The following is a 24,958-nucleotide window of genomic DNA, read 5'->3' as shown; positions in this document are numbered from 1 at the left end:
ACAACACAACTATTTCCCACACTTTCGGGTGTGGGGCTCGCGTCCACTTTGTGGTTCCCGACAGACGATCGGGAACAAGAAACTGAACACCGCGCTGTGCTCGATACGGGCACCCGCGGAACAGCTTTCGAGATTTCCCTTGATTGGGTCGAAAGTGTTCCGGTGGTCATAGCGAGAGGGAAACGCCCGGTCACATTCCGAACCCGGAAGCTAAGCCTCTCAGCGCCGATGGTACTGCAAGGGGGACCTTGTGGGAGAGTAGGACGCCGCCGGACTCAACGTTGCAACACCAGGGAACCCCTGACCACCACGTGGTCAGGGGTTTTCTGCGTTCACGGGTTCCTTCGCCGCCGGTAGGCTGATGTGGTCATGACTGCACCATTCACCACAGCCACCGGCTCCGACGTCCGTGTCCGTTTCTGCCCCAGCCCGACCGGGACGCCCCACGTGGGTCTGATCCGGACGGCGCTCTTCAACTGGGCGTACGCACGCCACACGGGCGGCAAGCTCGTGTTCCGCATCGAGGACACCGACGCCGCGCGGGACAGCGAGGAGTCCTACGAGCAGATCCTCGAGGCCCTGCGGTGGCTGCGGCTGGACTGGGACGAGGGTGTCGACGTCGGCGGTCCGCACGGGCCCTACCGGCAGTCACAGCGATCGGACGTCTACGACGAGGTCATCGCGAAGCTCACGGCCTCCGGGCACGTGTACGAGTCGTTCGTCACGCCGGAGGAGATGGAAGCCCGGAACAAGGCGGCCGGTCGTGACCCGAAGCAGGGCTACGACAACCACGAGCGTGACCTCACCGACGAGCAGCGCCAGGCGTTCCGGGACGAAGGGCGGCAGCCGGCGCTCCGCCTGCGGGTGCCTGATCGGGATCTCTCGTTCGACGACCTCGTGCGCGGGGAGATCACGTTCAAGCAGGGGACGTTCCCGGACTTCGTGGTGGTGCGTCCGAACGGCAAGCCGCTGTACACCTTCACGAACCCCGTGGACGACGCCCTGATGGGGATCACGCACGTGCTCCGCGGTGAGGACCTCCTGTCGTCGACGCCGCGGCAGATCGCCCTGTACGAGGCGCTGTACGAGACCGGGCTGGCCGAGTCCATCCCGGTGTTCGGTCACCTGCCGTACGTGATGGGCGAGGGGAACAAGAAGCTCTCGAAGCGTGACCCGGAGTCGAACCTGTTCCACCACCGTGCGAACGGCATGGTGCCCGAGGGCCTCGTGAACTACCTCGCGCTGCTCGGGTGGTCGATCGGTCCGGACCGCGACGTCTTCTCGGTCGACGAGATGGTCGCGGCGTTCGACGTCGCCGACGTCAACCCGAACCCGGCCCGCTTCGATCAGAAGAAGGCCGAGGCGATCAACGGCGACCACATCCGCCTGCTCGCACCGGACGACTTCCGGGACCGCCTGCTGCCGTACCTGACGGACTTCGTGGCGTCGCCGCCCACGGCCGAGCAGGCAGCGGTGCTGACCGCAGCGGCGCCGCTCGTGCAGGAGCGCATGCAGGTGCTGAGCGAAGCACCGGCGATGCTGGGGTTCCTGTTCACCGCCGACCAGGACCTCGTGGTCGAGGACGACGCCGCGGCGACGTTGAAGGACGACGCCGGGACGGTGCTGACGACGAGCATCGAGGCGCTCGAGTCGCTCGAGTCGTGGGAGTCCACCGCGATCGAGGCGGCGCTGCGTGCGGCACTCATCGACGGGCTCGGGCTGAAGCCGCGGCTGGCGTTCGGACCCCTGCGGGTCGCGGTGTCGGGTCGTCGGATCTCGCCGCCGCTCTTCGAGTCGATGGAGATCCTCGGCAAGGACTCCACGCTGACCCGGCTCCGCGCGCTCGCAGCCCGCTGACGATCGTGGCGCGCAGCGATGCCGGCGTTCCGGCGGACACCGCTTCGGCGGACGACGCAGGGCTGATCGTCGACGTCGCCGTCATCGGCGCGGGTCCGGCGGGCCTCAGCGCCGCACTCAACCTGGTGCGAGCGCGGCGGACCGTGCTGTTGGTCGACGCGAACCGGCCGCGGAACGCCGCCACGCTGCAGTCGCACGGGTTCCTCACGCGCGACGGGGTGTCGCCGCTCGAGCTCCGGAAGCTCGGGCGAGCGGAGGTGGAAGGCTACCCGGAGGCGACCGTCGTGCAGGCGGTCGTCGACGAGGTCGCCCCGGACGGTGCTCGGTGGCGTGTGCACGGGGCGTGGCGGGGGACCGAGGTGACCGCCTCCGCCCGTGCGGTCGTGGTCGCGACGGGGCTCCGGGAGGAGTTCCCCGCGCTGCCGATGCTCCGAGCGTTCTACGGCACCTCCGTGCACAGCTGCGTCGAGTGCGACGGGTACGAGAAGGCGGGCGAACCGCTCGCGTTCGTGTGCGAGACGCCCGACGTGGTCGATCGGGCGCTGTTCCTCGCGGCGTGGTCCGACGACCTCATCGTGTACACGAACGGCGCCCCGACGCTCGACGATGCCGGCCGAGGACGGCTCGCGGCGGCAGGAGTGCGGGTCGACGAGCGGGAGGTCGCGGACCTCGAGGGCGATCAGACCGGCATGACCGGCGTCCGGCTGGTGGACGGGCACGTCGAGCCGCGAACGGGTGGTTTCGTGCGGCCGACGTGGCACGTCGACACCGGCTGGCTGCACGCCCAGGTCGAGCGGGACGCCGACGGGCTCCTCGTCGTCGACGGCGTCGGACGGACGGCTGTGCCGGGCATCTACGCCGTGGGCGACGTGACGCCGCCGGGGCCGGAGCAGCTCATCGTGGCGGCCGGTCACGGGGCCCGGACGGCCTCGGCGGTGCACCGGGACCTCGTCGGTGGTCTCACGGACGTCCGGGATGCTGTACAGTAGTTGATCGTGCCCCGGGCGACCGGGACACGGGGCCGTGAGGCCTCTTGGGGTATGGTGTAATTGGCAACACAGCGGTTTCTGGTACCGTCGTTCTTGGTTCGAGTCCAGGTACCCCAGCCACCATCGTGAACAGGCCCCCGACGGAAGTCGGGGGCCTGTTGCGTTCCGCGAGCGGTTCACACGACAGGCCCTGCGTGGCGCGATCTGATTCGGTCGGAGCCGACGACACGCCCGATCGTCCAGTCGGCGACGAATCTCCTGGCGGGGACCGACAGCGGGGACCACCGCGCCCACGCGCCGGAGCGGCCACCGGCGCCGCGGCGGCCACTGTCGCCTCGGCGACCACTGGCGGCTGGCGCCGGGCCTCAGTCACAAGCCGCCACGCACGGCCTCCCGGCTTCCGGCTTCCGGCGGCCGGGCGTCCTGGCGGGCACTGGCGGCCAGGCGCCCGGCGGGCACCGGCGTCTAGGCGTCCTGGCGGGCGCTGGCGGCCAGGCGTCCTGGCGGGCGCGGCGGGCACCGGCGGCACAGCGTCCTGGCGGGCACTGGCGCTTCGGCGGGCGCTGGCGGCCTGATGCACTGGCGGCCAGATGCACCGGCGGCCGGGCGCCCCGGCGGGCACCGGCAGGCCGCCACACCCACGAGCCGCCAGGTACAGGAACCCGGCTCCCGGCGCGCAGGATGCCGACGGTGACGACGACCGGGCCCCCTGCGGGGAACCGCAGACCGTCGCGGCGGTGAACTCCCGGAGGATCCGCGCTGAACGGCACGACGGCGGCCCGCGCAGCAGTGACGGGGCTCCGACCGCTGCACGCACACCGCGGCGGAGTGCGTCCACGATCTGCGGACCTGTGCGGGCGTACAGCGACCACCCTCGGTCGTGACCCGGTCCCGCCGGGCCGCAGCGCGCCTCCAGGCGGTTGCGGGGAACCGCACGGCGGGAGCCGAGCCGTCCTCGGCACCCGGTCCTGGCCCTAGCGTCACAGGGTCGCCGTGTGTCCGCGGCGACGTCCGAGAACGACAGGGGAGTCCTCGTGCCCGCAACCGTGACGACCAGGAGTGTGCCGTGGGGCCACGTGCCCGTGGTCCCGGCCGCTGCCGACCACTCGATCCTCGACCGGTGGGACCGCGTCGTGGCCAGCCACGGCGACGCCCCGGCGCTGATCCTGCCCGAGGGGGACCTGACGTTCGCCGCGGTCGACCGTGCGGTCCGTGGGCTCGGCGCCGAGCTGCGCCGAGCGCTGCGTCCGGACGACCACGGCGGGGTCGGCGTCGGTGCGGAGCGCGGTGGCGCCTCGCGTCCGGTCGGCGTGATGGCCGGGCAGACCGCGGACACGATCGTGGCGGTGCTCGCCCTCGTGGCGGCCGGACGGACCGTGGTGGTGCTCGACGACCACCTCCCGGAGGCCAGGCTCGCGCACGTGGTGCGGCTCGCCGACGTCCTGGACGTCGTGGCCGCTCCGGCGTTCGCGGCGCAGGCGGCCGCAGCGCTCGACGGGGCCGGAGCGGTCTCAGGGCTCGTGCACGACCTCGACGCGTTGCAGGAGCGCGCCGCTGCCCACAGAGCCGACACCGACACCGACGCCGGTGTCGAGGTCGCTCCCGACGCCGGTGTCGAGCGGCCGGGAGGCTCCGACCCGCTCGTGATCGTCTTCACCTCCGGCTCGACTGGCCTGCCGAAGGGCGTCGTCGTCACCCACCGTCAGCAGGTGCGGGACGCCGAGGCCGACGCGCTCTCGCTCGGGTTCGGCCCGGGGGACCGGCTCGCGATCGCCGCGCCGCTGTCCTTCACCGCCGGACTCATGCACGCCCTGGCCGCGCTGATGAACGGGTGCGCCGTGGTGGCGCTCGAGCCCCGGGACCGTGGCGTGGAGGGCACGCTCGACGACCTCGCGACGCACGGCGCGACGACCGTGCTCTGCACCCCGCACCTGCTGCGTTCGATCACGGGCGCCGTCGCCGGCTCGGACCGCGGACCGCGAGCGGGACTGACGGGGCTCCGGCTGGTGGTCACGGTCGGCGAGCCGATCACCGGCACCGACGTCGCCGCGACCCGGCCGCACCTCGGCACGCACACCGTGCTCGTGAACGGGTTCGGGGCGAGCGAACTCGCAAGCGTGGCGTTCTGCCCGGTGCTCCCGGACGACGCGGTCCCGGACGGCGTGGTCCCCGCGGGGTGGCCCATCGAGAGCAAGACCATCCGCATCGTGCGCGAGGACGGCTCCGAGGCGGCCCCCGGCGAGACCGGTGAGCTCGTCGTCGTCTCGGACGGGGTCACGACCGGGTACTGGGGTGCGCCGGAGCAGACCGCGGCGCACCGCGGCGTCGACACCGACGGCACCCCGACCTGGCGGCACGGCGACCTCGCGAAGGTCGACGAGTCCGGTCGACTCGTCCTTGCCGGACGGGCCGACGACGCCGTGAAGGTCCGCGGGTACCTCGTCGAGCCGTCCGAGGTCGAGGCGGCACTCCGCGCCGTCCCCGAGGTGCAGGACGTCGTCGTGACGGCGCTCGTCACCCCGCCCGCGGCGACCCGGCTCGTCGCCTACGTGGTGCCCCGACCGGGCCACCGCACGCCGGCGCCCGCCGCGCTGCGGAAGGTGCTCCGCGGCAGCCTGCCCGAGTACATGGTGCCCGCGGCGATCGTCCCGATGACGGAACTGCCGCGGAACGAGCGCGGCAAGGTGGACCGCTCGGCGCTGCCCGGTGCGCCGTCCGTCGAGGCCGAGATGACCGAGGCCGCGTACGACCAGTGGGAACTCGTCGTCGGGCAGATCTGGTCCGAGGTGCTCGGGTTGTCCGGCGTGCCGCTCGACGAGGACTTCACCGCGCTCGGCGGCGACTCGCTCTCGGCGGAGGAGATGCTCGCCGTCGTGCAGGAGCGGCTCGGTGTCGCACTGCGGTCCTCGGAACTGCTCGAACACCCGACGCTGCGCCAGTTCGCGCGACGCGTCCGCGGCGGCACGAGCGCGCTCCCGAGCCACCCGGACGTCGTCAAGGTGTCCTCGGCCCGCACGGTCGGCCGGCCGCCGGTGTTCTGCTTCGCGGGCGGCGGCGCCCTCGCCCTGACGTTCCTGCCACTGTCCCGGTACCTCGACGACCACGACGTGTACGCCTTCCAACAGCACGGCCTGGAACGCCGCGGCGTGCCCGACTGGAGCATCGAACGGAGCGCCCGGCGCTACCTCGCGCTGATGCGCGTCGTGCAGCCCCGCGGACCGTACCTGCTCGTCGGGCACTCGCTCGGCGGCCTCGTCGCCCTCGAGGTGGCGCGTCTGCTCGAGGAGAACGGCGAGCACGTCGAGCACCTCGCACTGCTCGACACGTACCTCCCGCGGACCAAGAGCGAGCAGGCGCGACTGCTGTTCAGCCGGATGGAGCCCCGACCATCGCGGAACCCGACGGTCCGAGCGTTCCGCTCCGGCGTCGACCGGGTCGCGCGGCGCATCATGCCCGCCGGCGTGCCCTACGGCGCCCTCGCGGCGAAGCGGTTCCGGGCCTACACCGCCGGCGTGCTGCGCTTCGGCGGGCAGGACGACTTCGACGCCTTCTTCGACCAGGCCGAGATCGTCACCCGGCGGCACCACCCGACGCCGTTCGGTGGCCGCTCCACCTACGTGCTCGCGGACGCCAACCCGGACGCCGACGGCTGGAGCCGCTACCTCGTCGGCGCGTCCGGAACGGTACGGATGGCGTGCGAGCACACGTCGCTCCTCCGCGAACCGCACGTCGCGGAGCTCGCTGCGGCGCTGCGCGCCGCGTTCGACGCGGCACCCGTCGCCGCCAGGTGACCCTGCGGCCCGCAGCGGCGACCCGATGACGGCCTGGAGGCGCGTGTCGAGCCCGGCACGCGCCTCCAGGCCGTCCGTCGTCGCTGCCTGCGCCGCCGGCTGACACCGGTTGCGGGTTTCCGTATCCGCACCCGGGGGTCCGCAAGCGGACCCGCAGGGCGTTGACCCGTCACCGCGCCGCCGCGAGGGTTGGAGCACAGGGGGAAGACCCGCCCCCTGGACCACCCGGCGGCGTCGTACCCGCGCCCCTGCCGGACTGCGGACCGTGATCGTCCGCGCCACGTCCGAAGCACCGAACACGGCAACCTGAACCCGACAGGAGCACGTCCAATGCCCGCCAACACCGTCCGACCCGCAGACCCCCGGGTCTCCGTCGTCATCCCGGCACGGAACGAAGCCCGCAACCTCGAGATCATCCTGCCCAAGCTGCCCCCGGTGTACGAGGTCATCCTCGTGGACGGCAACTCGGTCGACGACACCATCGCGACCGCGCAGCGGCTCATGCCGGACATCCGCGTCGTCCACCAGACCCGCAAGGGCAAGGGCAACGCGCTCGCGTGCGGCTTCGAGGCAGTCACCGGCGACGTCGTCGTCATGTTCGACGCCGACTGCTCCGCCGACCCGGACGAGATCCCGCGCTTCGTGCAGGCCCTCGTGGACGGCGCCGACGTCGCCAAGGGCACCCGCTACGCGCTCGGCGGTGGCAGCGACGACATCACGATCGTCCGCAACCTCGGCAACCGCGGCCTCAACATCGTGTGCAACGCCATCCTCGGCACGCGGTACAGCGACCTCTGCTACGGCTACAACGCGTTCTGGGCCGACACGCTCCCCGCGATCGCGCTGCTGTCGTCGACGCTCCCGAAGCCGGCCGACGGCTCGATGCTGTGGGGCGACGGGTTCGAGATCGAGACGGTCCTCACCTGCCGCTGGTCCGCGGCGGAGCTGCGCATCGCCGAGGTCGGCAGCCACGAGAAGCTCCGCGTGCACGGTGCGAGCAACCTCAACGCCGTGACCGACGGCATCCGTGTCCTCAAGTCGATCATGCACGAGCGTCGCCGGGCGTCGCAGGCGAAGAGCCGCGCACGCCTCGCCGCAGCCTCCACGCTGACGATGCCGGCACCCGTGTCACCGATCGACGCCCCCACGGGCGAGATCACCGCGCCGACCGCTCGTGCCCGCACCGCGGACGCCGCGGTGGTGGACGCCCGCGCGCTCGACGGGGACCTCGCGTGAGCAGCGTCGCCGTCGTCATCTGCGCCTACACGCAGCTGCGGTGGGGCGACCTGCAGGACAGCGTCGAGTCGGCGAAGCGCCAGCCCGAGCAGCCCGAGGTCGTCGTCGTGATCGACCACGAGCCCGAACTGTACGCACGGGCCAAGGCCCGCTGGCCGGAGCTCAGCGTCGTCGAGAACACCGAGGACCGCGGGCTCTCCGGTGCCCGGAACACCGGCGTCGCGCTGACGGACGCCGACGTCGTCGCGTTCCTCGACGACGACGCCACGGCGGACGCCGACTGGCTCGGCCACCTGCTCGCGGCGCTCGACGACCCCGAGGTCGTCGGGGTCGGTGGACGGGCGACCCCCTCCTGGCCCGACGCGACCGGCTCCGGGCCCTACTCCGACGAGCTCCTCTGGATCGTCGGCTGCAGCTACACCGGCCTCCCCGAGACCGCGGGCGACGTCCGCAACGTGATCGGGTCGAGCATGGCCTTCCGCCGCGAGGCGATCCTCGCGGCCGGCGGCTTCCGCTCCGGCATCGGCCGGGTCGGTAACCAGCCCCTCGGGTGCGAGGAGACGGAGCTCTGCATCCGGCTCGCACAGGCCCGTCCGGGCAGCCGGATCCGCCACGAACCGCGCTCGAACGTGTCCCACCGCGTCTCGGCGGACCGCGTCACGATGCGGTACCTGCGCCGGCGCAGCTACTACGAGGGCATCTCGAAGGCCGTGCTGAGCCGCCGCGTGGGGACGGGCGACTCGCTGTCGAGCGAGTCCACCTACCTCACCCGGGTCATCCCCGGTGCCGTCGCCCGCGAGTTGCGCCGCTTCGGACGGGGTGGTGGCGTCCGTGCCGCCGCGATCGTGCTCTCCGTCGTCTCGACCATCACCGGGTACGCCGTCGGACGGATCCTCGGAGGCGTCGTCGTCTCCGCTCCCGTCACGCCCGCCGTCCGCCAACCGATCGGTACCCCATGACCAGGACGACCCTCACCCGGGTGCTCCGCCCGGTCGTCGACACCTCGCTCGTGCCGACCTGGGACGGCGCCGTCTGGATCGGCGAACTCGACCGGGCCGAGCTCCACGGCGCCGGACACCGCGACGCGATCGGGCTGGCCGGCGCCGACGGCTACGGCCGCGCCCGGCTCCTCGTGCGGGACCGCGGCGAGCCCGTCGGGTTCGTCGAGGCCGAGGTGACCGACCGTCGCCGGATCGGACCCTCGATCGAGCTCCGCACCCTCGAGCGTGCCGTCCGGCACATGCCCACCCCGGAACGACGACCGGCCGCTGATCAGGCGTTGCCGTCCGTCACCGTGGTGCTCTGCACGGACGGGGACGCGGGGGAGACCATGCGCTCCGTCCTCGCCCAGCGCGGCGTCGCCCTCGACGTCGTCGTGGTCTCCGCCGGAGCCGACGGCGACGGTCGCACCGAGATCGCCGGTCGGACCGTCACCACGGTGCCCGCCCCGACCGGCGGGCTCGCCGCCGCGCGGAACGCGGGACTCCTCGCCGCCACCGGCGACGTCGTGACCTTCCTCGGCTCCGGAGCGGTCGTCGACCCCGACTGGGCGGCGGCGATCGCGGCACCGTTCGTGCTCGACGACGACGTGGCCTGCGTCACCGGTCTCGTGCCCACCGCGGAGATCCGGACGCCCGCGCAGCGCTGGCACGACGAGCACACGCCCGCTGCCCGCACGATCCGCCGTCGGGTGTTCCGACTCGGCGACGAGCCCGGCGACACACCGCTGCACCCCTTCGCCGCGGCCGCCTACGGCACCGGCGCCAACCTCGCCGTCCGCCGACGGGCCGCACTCTCGATCGGGGGGTTCGACACCGCGTTCGGACCCGGGACCCGGGTCGGCGGCGGCGACGACCTCGACCTCTTCACCCGACTGCTGTTCGCGGGTTCCGCGATCGCCGTCGAACCCGCCGCGATCGCCTGGGTGCGGCCCGCGGACGACACCTCGTCGCTCCGCCGGACCGCCGCCGCGCACGGCCACGGACTCGGAGCCTGGATGACCAAGAACGCCCTCGACCGCGACACCGTCGCAGCGACCGTCGACTCCGTCCCCGAGGCCATCGCCGCGTTCGCGCGGCTGGGGCTCGAGCAGGGCGACGCGGTCACCGAGCTCGGCGGTGGGAGCGGTCGTCGTGCGGCGGGTCGTCCGGCCGTCGCTTCGGCTGCGTCCGGTGCGGATGCGGACGCTGGTGCTCGTGCCCGTGCCGGTGGTGCGCGTGCTGGTGCCCGTGCCGGTGGTGCGCGTGCTGGTGCCCGTGCCGGCGATGTGCGTGCTGGTGCCAGCGTTGCTGGTGCCGGCGCCGTGGCCGGGACCACCGGTGCATCCGGTGCCGCCGACGGCGCTGCGGCCGCGACTGCGGGCCCGGCGCTCGCCGGGGTCGAGGAGGCCTGGAACGACACGTCCCGCCGCCTGCGCCGCGTCGAGCGCCGCTCGGTCCTCGTGGCGCCGTTCCTCGCGCTCGCCGAGCGTCTCGGCGGAGCCGGCACGATCGACCGCACGCGACACGGCCGGCACGAGCTCGCCACCGTCGCGCCCGCGCCCGTGCTGCCCGGTGCGATGGGACCTGCGGCACGCCTGACCGCCGCCGGCCTGGTCGTCGTGACCCTGCTCGTCGCCGCGGTCGGCGCGGCGTTCGACCTGCCGGTGGTGCGGGGCTCCGCGATCGGCGTCTTCCTCTTCGCCGTGGTCGGTGTCGCGCCGATGCTGCTCCTGCGCCCGATGCCCCTCGCACGCTTCGCGCTGTTCGCGGTCACGACGTCGATCGTCGGCACCATCGCGATCGGCTACACGATGGCCACGGCCGGACTGTGGGCGCCCGTGGTGCCCTTCGCCGCGGTGGTCCTCCTGGTCGCCGTCGCGGTCGCCGCCGCGGTGCCGCGGGACCTCCGTGACCTGCACCGGCAGCGCCTCGAGCGCGCCGCCGCGGGCGGGGCGGAGCGTCGGTGGACCTGGACGACGACCGGCACGGTCACGTCTGCGTCGCTCGTCGGCCTCCTCGTCGTGGTGGTCACCGCGATCACGCACGTCGGCGACCCGGTCCCCGACGGACTCTTCGGGTCGCTGGGCATCGGACTGCCGATCGGCCTCGCGATCGTCGTCGCCGCCGCCGTGGTCGCCCTCGTGCGCGGCCGGGGTGTCGCCCTGCCCGTCGTCGTGCTCGGCGGTGTCGTCCAGCTCGCCCAGGCGATCACGTACGGCATGCCCACCGTCATGGCGGCCGCACGGCACGTCGGGGTGCTCGAGTACATCCGGCAGTTCGGCCGCACCGACCCCGCCGCCGACATCTTCCAGACCTGGTCCGGCCTGTTCGCCGGCGGTGCCTGGGTCGCCGACGTCGGCGGCATCGTGAACGCGATGACGATCGCCGCGTGGGTGCCCGTCCTGCTCGCGTTCTCCACGACCATCGGCGTGGGCGTGCTCGCCGCGCACTGGCTGCCGGGCGCACGGCGTCCGTGGATCGCAGCGTTCCTGACCGCCATGACCGGGTCGCTCAACACGACCTACTTCTCGCCGCAGTCGACCGGCATCCTGCTGTCGGTCGCGATCCTCGTGCTCGCCACCGGTGTGCTCCGGCGGGTCACCGTGACGGGGGAGGACGGGGAGCCCACGACGATCATGCGTCCGCAGCCGGTGGGGCTGTCGCGTCTGCTCGGGATCGGTGCGATCAGCGTCGTGCTCGCCGTGACGCATCAGATCTCCCCGTACCTCACCGTCGCCGCCATCGTCGTGCTCGTCGTCTTCCGCATGCTGCGTCCGTGGTGGGTCTCGCTCGTCGTGCTCGTGCCGGCCGTCGTGTTCGCCCTGCTCAACGGCAGCATCCTCGACAAGTTCCTGTCGCTCGCCGCCGTGGGGCAGGTGCTCACCAACGTGCAGCCGCCGTCGCACGACATGACCGTGCTGCCGAAGCCGCTCGTGACGCGGCTCGCGTTCGACGTGCCCGCCGCCGCCCTCGTGGTGCTCGGGCTCGCGGCGATCGTCACCGTGCTGCTCCGCCGCGACCGCGTGCACTGGGGGCTGCTGCTCGCTGCCGCGAGCCCGATCTCGCTGCTCGTCGCGACGAACTACGGCCAGGAGGGCATCTTCCGCGTGGTCCTCTTCGCGACGCCCTGGATCGCCGTCCTCGCGGCCGGACTCCCGGTGCCCGGCGGGCGGTTCGCCCCCGTCGGTCGGCTCGTCACCCTGGCCGGACGCCCGGTCGCCGTGCGGTTCGTCGCCGCCACCGCACTCATCGCGGGCATGGTCGCCGTCGGGTCGTTCGGACAGACCGCCCTGGACTGGAACCGCGTCCCCACGCGCAGCCAGTCGGAGGCCACGCAGTACTACGACGCGACGGCGCCGAAGGGCTCGATCATGCTGCTCACCGGCTCGGCGAACGCCGTCCCGAGCAACACCGGCGCCCGGTACTTCGACGTCGGAGCGCTCTCCCGCGAGGCCTTCGGGGCGTACCCGGCGAGCGAGGGCTACGACGCCACCGCGGACGTGTCGAACATCACGCGGAAGCTCGTGAGCACCTGGTCGGCGACGAAGTACTACGCCCTCGTGGCCGCACCGTTCGGCGCCTACGACGAGCGGTACGGCTACCAGAGCGACGCGGACTACCGGAAGCTCGCGGCCGCCATGGCCGACTCGCCGTACTGGACGCCCGTCTGGTCGAAGGGCACGACCGTGGTCTACGAGCTCACGACCGAGGGCATGCGCCATGCCGCGAGGTGAGGCACCGCACCGACGATCGCCGCGGACGGCCCGCCTCGTCACGGCGGCCGTCACCGCCCTGGCACTCGTGCTCACGGGGACGACCGTCCTCGGCGCCCGTGCCGCGGCCGGTGCCGTGACGACCGACCCGGTGTCCACCGCGGACTGCCGGGCCGGTCGCGTGCTCGACGTGGTCGCCCACCCCGACGACGACCTGCTCTTCCAGGGCACCGACCTCCGCGCCAGCATCGACTCGGGCGCCTGCGTGCGAACGGTCGTCGTGACGGCGGCCGACGGCGGGTACCCCGCGTGGTACTGGCGCGAGCGGCAGACCGGTCTCGTCGCGGCGTACGCGGCGATCGCGGGTGTCGACCCCGCCACCACGACGTCCACGCTGACCGTCGCCGGCAAGACGCTCCGGCTCGAGACCCTCACCGCGGACCCGCGGATCAGCCTCGTGTTCATGGACCTGCCGGACGGCAACCTGGGCGGCAACGGCTTCTGGGCGACGGGCTACACGGGCCTGCAGCAGCTCTACCAGGGCTACGCCTCGACCCTCGCGACCGTCGCGGACGCCCCCAACCCGGCGACCTACACGCTCGCCGAGCTGCGGGCGACGATCTCCGGACTCCTCGACGGGTACGCGCCGACGGCCGTCCGCACGCTCGACCACGCGGGCGGGTACGGCGACGGGGACCACAGCGACCACCACACCGTGGCGTACCTCGCGAACGAGGCGCAGCAGCGGTACACCGGCGCACACACGTTCACCGGGTACCTCGGCTACACGATCGAAGGGCGCCCGACGAACCTGACGTCGCAGCAGGTCGCCGCGAAGTCGTCCGCGTTCTTCACCTACGCCGCACACGACAGCGAGACGTGCGCCACCTGGGAGGCCTGCGCGCCGCCACGGCCCGAGTCGGCGTGGCTGCAGCGGCAGTACACCGTCGGACAGGCAGACCCCACCGCGCCGACGAACCCGTCGACACCGGGCAGCGACCGCACCGACGTCACCGGTTCGGCCACGGTCACCGCGAGCGCGCAGAACGCCGCCGACGGGCAGACCGCCGCCAAGGCCGTCGACGGCGTGGTGTCCGGCTACCCGGCGAACCCGTCCGCCGAGTGGGTCGCCCCGAACGGGCGCGCCGGCACCTGGCTGCAGCTCTCGTGGGCGTCGGCGAAGTCGCTCACGAGCGTCGACCTCGCCGACCGGCCGAACGGCGACGACCAGGTCACCGGCGGGACGCTGACGTTCTCGGACGGGTCGAGCGTGACCGTCCCCGCGCTGCCGAACGCCGGCGCGGTCCAGCAGGTCACGTTCCCGTCGCGGTCCGTGACGTGGGTGCGGTTCACCGTCACCTCGGTGAGCAGCAGCACGCAGAACGTCGGCCTGGCGGAGATCCGCGCGTTCACCGCCGCGTCGACGACCCCGCCGCCGACCCCCACGCCCACGACGTCGGACGTCACCGCGGCGGCGTCCGTCACCGCGAGCGCCGAGAACCCCGCCGACGGACAGACCGCGGCGAAGGCGGTCGACGGGGTCGTGTCCGGCTACCCGGCGAACCCCGCCGCGGAGTGGGTGGCGCCGAACGGTCGCGCCGGCACGTGGATCCAGCTGTCCTGGACCTCGGCGCGGAAGCTGGTCGAGGTGGACCTCGCCGACCGCCCGAACACGACCGACCAGGTGACCGGCGGGACGCTGACGTTCTCGGACGGGTCGAGCGTGACGGTTCCGGCGTTGCCGAACGGCGGTGCGGTGCAGAAGGTGGTGTTCCCCGCCCGGTCCGTGACGTGGGTGCGGTTCACCGTGACCTCGGTGAGCAGCGGGACGCAGAACGCCGGGCTCGCGGAGATCCGGGCGATCGCGACGTCGGACTCGACGACCCCGACCCCGACCCCGACTCCGACGCCGACCCCGACCCCGACTCCGACGCCGACTCCGACCCCGACGCCGACTCCGACCCCGACGCCGACCCCGACGCCGACCCCCACTCCGACGCCGACGCCTGGTGACGTCACGGGCTCGGCCACCCCGACGGCGAGCGCGCAGAACGCCGCCGACGGGCAGACCGTCCAGAAGGCCGTGGACGGCGTCGTGTCCGGCTACCCGGTCAACCCGTCGGCCGAGTGGGTCGCCCCGAACGGCCGCTCCGGCACCTGGATCCAGCTCACCTGGTCGTCGGCGCAGAAGCTCGGACGGATCGAGCTCCACGACCGACCGAACACGACGGACCGGATCACGAGCGGCACCCTCACGTTCTCGAACGGGACGAGTGTCCGCGTGGGATCGCTGCCGAACGACGGGTCGACCCTCAACGTCGACTTCACCGGTCGGTCGGTCACCTGGGTGCGTTTCACGGTCACGGGCGTCTCCTCCGGCACCCAGAACGCCGGACTCGCGGAGGTGCGCGCGTGGACGAGCTGATCCGCACCACGACCGCGGACCCCGGAGCGGTCCGGCCGTCGACGGTCGACCCCGCGGCGGCATCGGCGAACGGCGCACCGCCCGCACACGGCACCGGGCTCTCCCGTCACCGCCGTCCCGGCCGCCCGGGTCGCCGCAGCGTCGCCCTCACGGTGGGCGCTCTCGTCGTCACCGCGGGGATCGTCGCGGCGGCTGCGACCGGGTCGTCCACGGGCAGCGCCGTCGACCTGAGCGGTGAGACCATGCCCACCGCGGCCGCCTCGGGGTGGAAGCGCGTGTTCTCCGAGGACTTCGCCGAACCGACCGCGACCGGCGGCTTCGAGAAGCCCTACGCCGACCGGTTCTCCGTGTACCACGGCTTCGCGGACACCGCCGGCACCGGCCGGTACTCGGCATCCGCGCTGACGGCGCACGACGGCGTGCTCGACATGCGGATGCGCACCACCGCGGGCGGGACTCCCCTCGCGGGCGGCATCGTGCCGCTGGTCGACGGGAAGTGGGGCGGCCAGACCGCCGGCCGGTACAGCATCCGACTCCGGAGCGACGAGGTCGACGGGTACGGCGTCGCCGTCCTGCTCTGGAGCGACCGGAACGTCTGGGCCGACGGCGAGGTCGACTTCCCGGAGGGGGCGCTCGGTGCGCCGGCGTGGCTGAACGTGCACTGCCTCGTGGACCCGGCGGAGAAGTGCATCCACCAGGAGACGGCGGCCTCGCTCAAGGACTGGCACACGTACACGATCGACTGGACGCCGCAGCGGATGACGTTCTCGATCGACGGTCGGCAGATCGCGTCGACGGACAAGGACATCCCGACGATGCCGATGCACTTCGTCGTGCAGGCCGGCTCGCTCGGTGGGGTGCCGCCGAAGGCGTCGGACGGCTCGCTGCTCATCGACTGGATCACGGTCGACGTCCCGGAGTCCTGACCCGCGACGCGATCGGACGCGGCGTCTCGCCGTGACGGATCCGGCCGTGAGGCGGACGGGAGGCACGGATCACCTCCGCCACGCGCCGCACGATCGCCGTGGAGCTGGCTCCGCGCGAGCGGAGCGTCCGGCACGCGGGGCACGGGCGGCTCGGGCAGTGGCCGACGGCGGACGAGGGGCGCGGTCAGCGCCCCGCGTGCTCCTCGAGCGCCGCGAGCAGCGCCGCGACGTGTGGGGTCCGACCGTAGCGGGCGCTCACGTGGGCCCGGCCGCGCGCGCCCAGCGACGGGTCGGCGGCGGCCTCGGCGAGGACCTCGACGATCCGTCCGGCGAGGGCGTCCGGGTCGGTCGGGTCGACCGTGTACCGCGCCCACTCGTCGGAGAGGATCTCGGCTGTGCCGCCCGAAGCGGCCGCGACGACGGGCGTTCCCGCGGACATCGCCTCGACGACCGTGCGGCCGAAGCCCTCCGGCTCGATCGACGGCACGACGACGAGGTCCGCCGCGTGCAGGAGCGGCAGCACGTCGTCGCGCTCGGGGAGCACCACGACGCTGCCGTCGGGCAGCGCGTCGACCGCCTGCTGGACGGGTGCCGTCTCGTCGGGGTAGAGCGCGCCCGCGAGGACGAGGACCGGTGCGGTCGGCGCGGAACCGGCCGTGGACGGGCCGGCGACCCGCTCGCGGACGTGGGCCGCCGTGCGGACGCGACTCCATGCCTCCAGGAGGGCCACGACGCCCTTGGCTCGGCTGAGGCGACCGTAGTAGAGCACGACGGGGGCGTCGGCCGGCAGGCCGAGCCGCTCGCGGGCAGCGCGCGTGTCGTCGGCCGTCGGGGGCGGGAACTCGGCGGTGTCGACGCCGTTCGGGACGATCGTGATCCGGTCGCGCGGCGCGCCGACCGCGGCCCACGCATCGGCCATCGCCGACGAGACCGCGAGGTAGCGGGTCCGTCCGCCGGCGAACGGACGGAGGCGCCCGTAGTTCGGGGCGTGGTGGAGGTGGACCGCGAGTGGCACGCGCGACACCGCGGACAGGACGCGGCCGTAGGGCAGGTACTCGGGCCGGTTCAACCAGATCACGTCGGGTCGCCAGCTGCGGATGCGGAGGCCCTCGCGGACGAAGCGGAGGACGTCGCGGAACGCCGTGCGGACGCCGAAGCGCGGGTCGGTCCCGTGCACGAGGCGCACGCCGAGTCGCTCGTAGGGCGGGCGGCCCTCGCCGGGGCGGGCCATCTCGTCGTCCCGGTGCCAGACGACGACGTCGTGGCCGGCCGCGACGAGTTCCTCGGTGTCCTCGAGGACGCACCGCTCGAGCCCACCGGTGATCGCCAGCCCGGAGGTGACGAGGGCGATGCGCAGGGGGCGTGCGGTGGTCATGAGGACCCTCCTCGGGCAGCTCGGAGACGACGGATGAACCAGGGCAGGCAGGCGAGTGCCCCGGCGAAGCGGAACCAGTTCCAGAAGACGTCCTGCGGGACGAAGAGCGACGCGACGGCCACGGCGAGCGCAGCGGCGACCGGCACGGTGACGCGCCAGCCCGGACCCTTCCACTCGCGGCGGTCGGGGAGGGACGCCTGCTGCAGGACGGCGAGCACGACGTACGCCACGACGGTCGCCACGGCGGCGCCGGACAGCCCGAGCCACGGCACGAGGAGGAGGTTCGCGCCGATGTTCACGACGCCCGCGATCGCGGCGATCACCCCGACGGCGACACCACGCCGCTCGATCACGAGCAGTCGGCCGGTCGCACCGCTGGCGACGACGGGCAGGGCGGTGACGGCGACGATGAGGACGACGACGGTCAGCTCGTGGACGCGGTACGAGGCGGGCGCCAGGATCGGCAGGGCCACCGGCGAGACGAGGGTCACGGCGAGGAGCACGGGCGCGAGCATCTTGTAGAGCTCGTCACGGGCGTGCATGGCGAGCTCGCGGCGGGCGACGGCGTCGCGGAGGGCGGCGAAGTGCGGGGCCCATGCCTGGTTGGTGAACGACAGCAGGAGGATGACGGCCGACCCGACGACGTAGGCGATCTGGTAGCGCGCCACCTCTTCGGGGCCGAGGATGCGCTGCACGACGATGCGGTCGCCGGCGTTGAGGACGAAGTACGACAGGTTGCCGAGCGCGATCGGGATGCCGAGGCGGAAGGCGCGGGCGGTGGTGGCGCGGTCGAACAGACCGGCGATCCGGGGCCGGGTGGCCGCGACGCCGATCACCATCGCGATGCCCTGCGCCACGACGCCGCCCCAGGCGTAGGTGACGGCGTCGGCGTGCACGAAGGTGAGCAGCCCGAGGCCGATGATCGAGCCGCCGATCGACGACAGCAGGCTCGTGACGGCGAACACGCGGATGCGGTCCTGCGCGACGAGGAGCGCGAGCGACAGTTGCACGACCGCGGCGGGTCCGACCCAGAGCACGGCGATGAGGAGCAGCGGGTGCTGCCCGACGAAGCCGGCGGCGTCGCCCCAGACCGGGATCGACGCGAGCGCGACGACCGTGACGAGCACGGCGGTCGTGATGCCGACGCTCAGCAGCCCTCGCGCGCGACGGTCGTTCCCGTCCTCGGCGCGCTGCAGGACCGCGGCCTGGTCGAGGCCGGCGACCGCGAGGACGCCGAGCGCCTGGTAGAGGGCGATCGCGGACGCGAGCACGCCGAACTCGGCCGGCGGCATGAGGTGCGCCAGGACCGGGGAGATCAGGGACGAGACGACGAGCTGCATCGACCAGACGACGACGTACAGCAGGCCGCGCCCGAACAGCTTCGACGAGACCGTGCGGGTCGTCCCGGTGTCGGCTCCGCTGGTGGGCTCCGCGGTGCCGGACGGACCGGACGACGCGGCCGCACGTGCTTCCCGTGCCTCGCGTCGCGTCGCCGGCCGGTCCGTGCGGGTCTCCTGCGGCACGCTCACCGGACGACCGCCCGACGGTCGACGGCGGTCGTGTCGCGGCGGGCCGTCGCGCCCGCTTCACGCAGCCCGAACGCCGCGTCGACGAGGTCGAGCAGCTCCGAGCTCCGGTCCGTCGAGAACTTCCGGGCGAACAGCTGCGGTGCCCGACGCGCCTCGGCCGAGGGCTGCGTGCGCCACTCGAGCAGCCGTCCGGCGTCCGCGAGGGTCAGCCACGGCGGGCTCTTCATCGCGGAGCCGTCCCACCCGATCCACCACAGCGAGTGCGGCACGTGGGCGTCACGGAAGCCCGGCGTCAGCGACTCGGTCCAGAGCACGGACGGCACGAAGGTCTCGTCGGCGATCCACACGCGCTGCCAGAACCGGACGAGGTCGGGGCGGGTGTCGACGGCGCGGACGACGGCCTCGGCGTGCGCGCGGGCGAGGACCTTGAGCTGCGAGCCACCGGCCGGCGTGAGGTCACGGGGGAGTCGGCGCGGGACGGGCACGCGCACCATGTGCTTCCGCCACGCCCAGTGCGGGTAGCGGAGTCGCGGCAGACCGCCGCCCCGGCCCCACTCCGCGTACGGCAGTGGGTGCACGCCGAGGAACGACGTGCCACGGTGCTGCTCCAGCAGCGCCGTGAGCTCAGCGGGGTTCCCGAGCGGGTAGTCGCTCCCGGTCAGGACCGCGACGTGCGAGGCGTCGGTGGCGGCGAGTGCCGCCCGGTAGCCCTCGACCTCGGCGGCGACGTTCTCCCACTTCGCCCACCCGGTGCGCATCCGCGGCAGCAGCCGGACGCGTTCGGGCAGGTCGGTGGTCATCGCGGTCCACTCCGACTCGGGCGTGCGCGCGTCGACGTGCAGGAACACGGGGAACGGTGCGAGCGCCTCGATCAGGCGTCGGACGTGCGCCGGGTCCTCGTGGGCGAGGACGACGCACGCCACGGCGGGGGAGTTGGCCATGACCGCGACGCTACGGTGGCCGCAGGACCCCGACAAGGCGGGGTCGGACCGGGTGCGGGGAAGCAGCGGTTTCCCGCACCCAGGCTCCTGATCAGCGCTTCTTGCGGAACTTCGGGCAGTCGCAGAGCGCGCAGTCGGTGCCGGGGCGGTAGTGCTCGTGCGCCTCACGAGGGTGTCCGCACACGCACGTCACGGTGTCGTCGAGCACGACCTCGAGGAGCGTCCCGGACTCGTTCGTCGGGCCCAGCGGCATGCGTCCTCCTCGTGCCCCCGACCAGACGCCCGGGGATCCCCACGATCCTAGGGGAGCGGGGCTGTCAGGTGGCGGCAAACCGCAAGGTCCGCGCACCCGCGCGCGACCGTCGTTGACCGCCGCGCGACAGCACCGGAGCATCGGAGCATGACCGACCGTCCCACGATGACCGGCGTGCTCACCCTGCAGCCCGCGATGCCCGCTGCGGACGCACCGACCTGGTCCGGTGCCGCCTGGGTCGGTGCCGTCGACCGGGGCGAGGCGCTCGCGGCCGACGCCGTCGTCCTCGCCGGGGCCGAGGGGTTCCGCCGCGCGCGGCTCCTCGTCCGGGACGGCCGCGAACTCGCGGGCTCCGTCGACCTCGCGGTCGGCGCGGACGGTGCCCTCGACCCGGCCGAGACGGCACGCGCGCTGCGCGCCCTGCGCACCACGAGCCTCCCGGCCGCCCCGCAGGGTCCGACCGTCGGTCGGATCACCGTCGTCGTCGCGACCCGGGATCGACCGGACGACGTCCGCCGCTGCGTCGCCTCGGTGCTCGCGTCCGAGTGGGACGACCTCGAGGTGATCGTCGTCGACAACGCACCCAGCTCCCACGCGACCCGCGACGTGGTCGCGTCGTTCACGGAACCTCGCCTGCAGTACGTCCTGGAGGCCCGTGCCGGGGTCTCGCGCGCACGGAACGCCGGTCTCGCGGCGGCCACCGGCGACGTGGTCGCCTTCGTCGACGACGACGTGGTCGTCGATCGGTGGTGGGCAGCGGCGATCGCCGAGGCGTACGCCCGCAACGCGGACGTCGTCTGCGTGACCGGGCTCGTGCCGAGCGGTGAGCTCCGGACGCCGACGCAGCGCTACTTCGACGAGCGGGTGACCTGGGCGCGCAACACCGAGCGCCGCGTGTACCGGACCGCGGCGCCGCCCGCGGACCTGCCGCTCTTCCCGTTCTCGGTCGGCGCGTTCGGGACCGGCGCGAACATGTCCCTCCGTCGCGCTGCGGCCCTCGAACTCGGCGGGTTCGACGTCGCCCTCGGTCCGGGCACCCCCGCGCGTGCCGGCGAGGACCCCGACCTGTTCACCCGGGTGCTGTTCTCCGGTGGGGCGCTCGCCGTCGAGCCCTCGGCGATCGTGTGGCACAAGCACCGTGCCGATCGGGAGGCCCTGCGCTCCCAGGCCCTCGGCTACGGCACCGGGCTCGGGGCGTGGGTCGCGAAGCTGATGACCCGCCCGGGTACCGCGGTCGCCGTGCTCCGGCGAGCCGTGGGGGCGCTCCGGCAGCTCGGGGCGCTCGGCCAGGGCAACGGTGGTGCGGGTGGTGCCGATCAGGTGTCGGCGGCGGTGGACTCGGTCGGCGGGTGGCCGGTGGACGACGAGTTCCGCGCCGCGACGGCCGGACTGAAGCGCGCGGAGCTCACCGCGGCGCTCGGCGGCCCGTGGCGGTACGTGCGCGGGCGGCTCGCCGCGCGGTAGCGATCGGGCGGGCGCGGAGCCGGTGCGGGTCGGTGCGGGTCCGGGTCCGCCGGGCGACGGAACGCGCGCGTTCCGACGTCCCGCACGTCGATCGACGCGCGGATCGTCGCACGATGCGCCCGCACGGACCGGCGAGGGACGGTTGCGACGTCGCGTCGGTGTCAGGCCATCGCGGGTGGGTGCGGCGGGTGGGCCGCGAGTGCACCGCGGGTGCTCCGGCGGCCGCTGTGGATCGACGTCGTCGCGGTCGCACGACGACGGCCGCGTCGCTGGTTGCGGGCGCCGGTGTTGCACGCGCGCTGGAGCGACACGTCCGCTGTCGTACGACGACGGACGTGTCGTCCAACAGCGGTCCCGCGCGGCGCGCCACAGCGCCCCGCGCCGGCTCAGGGGCGGAAGCGCCCCTCCTCGACGTCCCGCCAGAACCGACGGCTCCGCAGGTACGCGGCCGGACCCGCCGGGAAGCCCCGGAACTCGTGGTACGCCAGGGACCGCGGGATGCTCGTGGTCGAGGCCTCCGTCACGGTCTCCGGAGCCGCGTCCCGCTTGCCCGCGAGCCGGGTGACGAGCTGCTTGAGCTTGACCTTCGCCGCGATCGGCATCAGCCGCGTGAGGGCCGTCAGGTGCCGTCGGTCCTTCACGATGAGCGCGCACATGAGCGCGGTGAACCCGACGCCGTTCGAGTGCAGCTGGTGGTGGAGCCCCTCGAGGTCGGCACGGTGGGTGTGGTGCACGACGGCCTTCGGTTCGAAGCCGATCCGGCCGCCGCCCCACAGGATGTCGATGAAGATCGCGAGGTCCTCACCCCCGCGGGCGGGGACCCCGGCGCCGAGCACCGGGTCGAACCCGCCGGCGGCACGGAACGCCGAGGTCCGGACGGCCCAGTTCGCGCCGGCTCCGTACCCGCCGATGCCGTACACGGCGAAGTGCTTCAGCACGCGGCCGTCGGGCGCGATCGCGCGGGCGCGGGCGTTGCGCATCGCACCGGGGACGTCGTCGGGGACGATGGTGACCGGCTCGAAGGTGCGCTCGCCGCTGAACCCGCCGTAGTACGCCTCGTACCAGATCTGCGCGGGGGTGGAGAGCTCCTCGGGCAGGATGAGCCCCGTCACCGCGGACAGCGCGGGTTCGCGGACGAACCGCGAGCCGATCATCCGGAGCCACTGCGGGCTGATCCGGACGTCGTCGTCGGTGAAGGCGATGACCTCGCCCTTCGCCGCCGCGACCCCGGCGTTCCGCCCGGCCGAGCACCCCGGGCGGCGCTCGACGACGAGGCGGACGTTGTGCCCCTCGAGGATCCGGGGGAGCTGGTCGTCCGCCGGCACCTTCACGCGGTTGTCGACGATGATGACCTCGTACCGCGGGTAGTCGAGCTGCTCGAGGACGGCCAGGAGCGTCGTGATGGTCTCGATGCGCGCGACGATCGTCGACACGACGACCGAGATGAGCGGGAGGTCCTCGTCGGGCACCGGCGTCGACGCCTCGGCGCCGGCCGTGGTCCCCGCGGTCTGCGCCACGAGCGGCTCGACGGCGCGCCGGGCATCAGCGGGGTCGTCGGTGAGGAGCACGTCGAGCGTCGTCACCGGGAACCCGCCGCGGTAGCCGACGACGAGCGCCGAGGAGCCGTGGTGGTCGGCGACGAGCTCCGGGAGCGGCGCGTCGAGGTCGAGGCTGACGACCCGACGTGGGCCGGGCACGGTGACGGGAGGGATCAGGGCCATGTCCGCGACGCTACGGAGCCTGCGGGCACCGGACAACGGCGCGACCGGGTGACGGCGGTGTTCGTGCGGAACCCCGCACCGGTGCCCCGCACCCCGCGCAGTGACGATCCCAGGAACGACGGGAGAGTGAGCGCACACTTTCGGCAGATTCGCAGAAACCTCCCGGTGGAAGGTCATCACGAGCAGGTCACGGAACCAATGCAACCGGTTGCGGAACGTCGTTCGCGGGCGTAGCTTCCTCCGTCAGCAGGCACCGCCGCCTGCTCCAGGCAGCGTCATCGCACCCGATCGGGGCTCCTGGTGATCTCGATGAGGAGACAACCCCGTGAAGACAACACGTGCCAAGGTGCGGTTCGCCTCGGTCGCCGGCATCGCCGCGATCGGGCTCGTGCTCACCGGCTGCTCGAGCGGCGGGTCCGCGAACTCCGGCGACGCCCAGAACGGCCAGGACAGCCGCGGACCGATCACCTACGTGCAGGGCAAGGACAACTCGAACGTCGTCCGCCCGCTGATCGCCAAGTGGAACAAGGCGCACCCGGACGAGAAGGTCACCTTCAAGGAGCAGTCCGACCAGGCCGACCAGCAGCACGACGACCTCGTGCAGCACTTCCAGGCGAAGGACGAGAACTACGACGTCGTCGACGTCGACGTCGTCTGGACCGCGGAGTTCGCCGCGAAGGGCTGGCTGACGCCGCTCACCGGCAAGATGAAGATCGACACGTCGAAGCTCCTCCCGGCGACGGTGAAGACCGCGACGTACAACGACACGCTGTACGCAGCTCCGCAGACGTCGGACGGCGCGCTGCTCTACTACCGCAAGGACCTCGTCAAGACCCCGCCGACCACGTGGGACGAGATGATGAAGGACTGCTCCATCGCGAAGGAGGCCGGCATCGGCTGCTACGCCGGACAGTTCGCGAAGTACGAGGGCCTCACCGTGAACGCCTCCGAGGCGATCAACGGCTCCGGCGGCTCGGTGCTCAGCAAGAGCGGCTCTCCGGACGTCGACACCTCCGACGCCAAGGCCGGTCTGCAGAACCTCGTCGACGCGTTCAAGGACGGCAACATCCCTGCCGAGGCGATCACGTACCAGGAGGAGCAGGGCCGCACCGCGTTCGAGAACGGCAAGCTCCTGTTCCTGCGCAACTGGCCGTACGTCTACAACCTCGCCAAGACCGACGGCTCGTCGAAGGTCAAGGACACCTTCGGCATCGCCCCGATCCCCGGCAAGGACGGCACCGGCGCCTCGACCCTCGGTGGTCACAACGCCGCGATCAGCGTCTACTCGAAGCACAAGGCGACCGCGCACGACTTCCTCGAGTTCCTGGAGTCGAACGACACGCAGAAGTTCTTCGCCACGCAGGGCTCGCTCGCCCCGGTGGTCGGTGACCTGTACACCGACTCCGAGCTGACGAGCAAGCTGCCGTACCTGCCCACCCTGCTGAAGTCGATCGAGTCCGCGGAGCCCCGCCCGGTCACGCCGTTCTACCCGGCCGTGACGAAGGCGATCCAGGACAACACCTACGCGGCCCTCAAGGGCTCGAAGAGCGTCGACGAAGCCCTGAAGGACATGCAGGACGCCCTGAAGACGGCGACCAGCGGCAACAGCAACTAGCGGCTCGCGCCGCGTCGGACGGGAGGCACGGTGCCAGCGTGCACCGTGCCTCCCCTCCGCCTCCACTCGCGTCCCGACACCCGGCAAGGAGGCCGTCACGTGTCAGCAGCAACCGAGATCCCCGCCGCCATCCCCAACCCGAC

At 73.1% G+C, this 24,958-nt stretch carries 15 protein-coding genes, 1 tRNA gene and 1 rRNA gene; 12 read left to right on the top strand and 5 right to left on the bottom strand.

Annotation, left to right across the window (positions count from 1 at the left end; all coding sequences use genetic code 11):
• Positions 1-158: 158 nt before the first annotated feature.
• The 10 genes from rrf to ACIPYW_RS14785 all read left to right on the top strand — a co-directional run bounded on the left by rrf (position 159) and on the right by ACIPYW_RS14785 (position 15,917).
• A 5S ribosomal RNA gene (gene rrf, locus ACIPYW_RS14830) occupies positions 159-275 on the top strand.
• A 94-nt stretch (positions 276-369) separates the two neighbouring features.
• A complete protein-coding gene (gene gltX, locus ACIPYW_RS14825) occupies positions 370-1,857 on the top strand; it encodes a glutamate--tRNA ligase (RefSeq protein WP_400414794.1) in 1,488 nt (495 codons plus the stop codon).
• Between the two features lie 5 nt (positions 1,858-1,862).
• Positions 1,863-2,846, top strand: coding sequence for an NAD(P)/FAD-dependent oxidoreductase (locus ACIPYW_RS14820; RefSeq protein WP_400414791.1), 984 nt, complete (start codon positions 1,863-1,865; stop codon positions 2,844-2,846).
• Positions 2,847-2,891: 45 nt separating this feature from the next.
• Positions 2,892-2,966 (top strand) — tRNA-Gln (locus tag ACIPYW_RS14815).
• Positions 2,967-3,880: 914 nt separating this feature from the next.
• The gene (locus ACIPYW_RS14810) at positions 3,881-6,637 is read left to right on the top strand and encodes an alpha/beta fold hydrolase (RefSeq protein ID WP_400414789.1); all 2,757 of its coding nucleotides are present in this window, start codon (positions 3,881-3,883) and stop codon (positions 6,635-6,637) included.
• Between the two features lie 330 nt (positions 6,638-6,967).
• Complete coding sequence (locus tag ACIPYW_RS14805) at positions 6,968-7,873, top strand: glycosyltransferase family 2 protein (RefSeq protein ID WP_400414786.1); 906 nt, start codon at positions 6,968-6,970, stop codon at positions 7,871-7,873.
• On the top strand, positions 7,870-8,832 hold the full coding sequence (locus ACIPYW_RS14800; protein WP_400414784.1) for a glycosyltransferase family 2 protein: 963 nt from the start codon (positions 7,870-7,872) through the stop codon (positions 8,830-8,832). Before ACIPYW_RS14805 ends, ACIPYW_RS14800 begins: the two co-directional genes overlap by 4 nt.
• The gene (locus ACIPYW_RS14795) at positions 8,829-12,587 is read left to right on the top strand and encodes a glycosyltransferase (RefSeq protein WP_400414781.1); all 3,759 of its coding nucleotides are present in this window, start codon (positions 8,829-8,831) and stop codon (positions 12,585-12,587) included. Before ACIPYW_RS14800 ends, ACIPYW_RS14795 begins: the two co-directional genes overlap by 4 nt.
• The gene (locus tag ACIPYW_RS14790) at positions 12,574-14,991 is read left to right on the top strand and encodes a discoidin domain-containing protein (protein ID WP_400414778.1); all 2,418 of its coding nucleotides are present in this window, start codon (positions 12,574-12,576) and stop codon (positions 14,989-14,991) included. Before ACIPYW_RS14795 ends, ACIPYW_RS14790 begins: the two co-directional genes overlap by 14 nt.
• The gene (locus ACIPYW_RS14785) at positions 14,979-15,917 is read left to right on the top strand and encodes a glycoside hydrolase family 16 protein (protein WP_400414776.1); all 939 of its coding nucleotides are present in this window, start codon (positions 14,979-14,981) and stop codon (positions 15,915-15,917) included. Before ACIPYW_RS14790 ends, ACIPYW_RS14785 begins: the two co-directional genes overlap by 13 nt.
• Before the next feature lie 184 nt (positions 15,918-16,101).
• On the opposite strand, the gene ACIPYW_RS14780 is transcribed toward ACIPYW_RS14785, so the two are convergent.
• From ACIPYW_RS14780 to ACIPYW_RS14765, 4 genes are all read right to left on the bottom strand, one after another.
• Positions 16,102-17,292, bottom strand: a complete 1,191-nt coding sequence (locus ACIPYW_RS14780; protein ID WP_400414773.1) for a glycosyltransferase family 4 protein — start codon at positions 17,290-17,292, stop codon at positions 16,102-16,104.
• Entirely contained in the window at positions 17,289-18,821 is a 1,533-nt protein-coding gene (locus ACIPYW_RS14775; protein ID WP_400414771.1) for a lipopolysaccharide biosynthesis protein, read from the bottom strand. Before ACIPYW_RS14775 ends, ACIPYW_RS14780 begins: the two co-directional genes overlap by 4 nt.
• Positions 18,818-19,762 (bottom strand): beta-1,6-N-acetylglucosaminyltransferase, encoded by a 945-nt coding sequence (locus ACIPYW_RS14770; protein WP_400414769.1) that lies wholly within the window; start codon positions 19,760-19,762, stop codon positions 18,818-18,820. The genes ACIPYW_RS14775 and ACIPYW_RS14770 overlap by 4 nt, the downstream gene beginning before the upstream one ends.
• 91 nt (positions 19,763-19,853) lie before the next feature.
• The gene (locus tag ACIPYW_RS14765) at positions 19,854-20,015 is read right to left on the bottom strand and encodes a hypothetical protein (protein ID WP_290131417.1); all 162 of its coding nucleotides are present in this window, start codon (positions 20,013-20,015) and stop codon (positions 19,854-19,856) included.
• Positions 20,016-20,162: 147 nt separating this feature from the next.
• Between ACIPYW_RS14765 and ACIPYW_RS14760 the strand changes: the two genes are divergently transcribed.
• Positions 20,163-21,479, top strand: coding sequence for a glycosyltransferase family 2 protein (locus tag ACIPYW_RS14760; protein WP_400414766.1), 1,317 nt, complete (start codon positions 20,163-20,165; stop codon positions 21,477-21,479).
• Positions 21,480-21,865: 386 nt separating this feature from the next.
• Here the strand turns inward: ACIPYW_RS14760 and ACIPYW_RS14755 are convergent, their stop codons facing one another.
• Positions 21,866-23,200, bottom strand: a complete 1,335-nt coding sequence (locus tag ACIPYW_RS14755; RefSeq protein WP_400414764.1) for a glycosyltransferase — start codon at positions 23,198-23,200, stop codon at positions 21,866-21,868.
• A 325-nt stretch (positions 23,201-23,525) separates the two neighbouring features.
• On the opposite strand from ACIPYW_RS14755, the gene ACIPYW_RS14750 reads away from it, so the two are divergent.
• Positions 23,526-24,815: an ABC transporter substrate-binding protein gene (locus tag ACIPYW_RS14750; protein ID WP_400414762.1), complete on the top strand. Its 1,290-nt coding sequence runs from the start codon at positions 23,526-23,528 to the stop codon at positions 24,813-24,815.
• Positions 24,816-24,958: the final 143 nt, after the last annotated feature.

The organism is Curtobacterium sp. NPDC089689 (assembly GCF_044749145.1).
In the GTDB taxonomy this organism is placed as follows: Bacteria; Actinomycetota; Actinomycetes; order Actinomycetales; family Microbacteriaceae; genus Curtobacterium.
The sequence above is the reverse complement of the archived record's forward strand: the minus strand, read 5'-3'. Positions and strand labels throughout refer to the sequence as shown.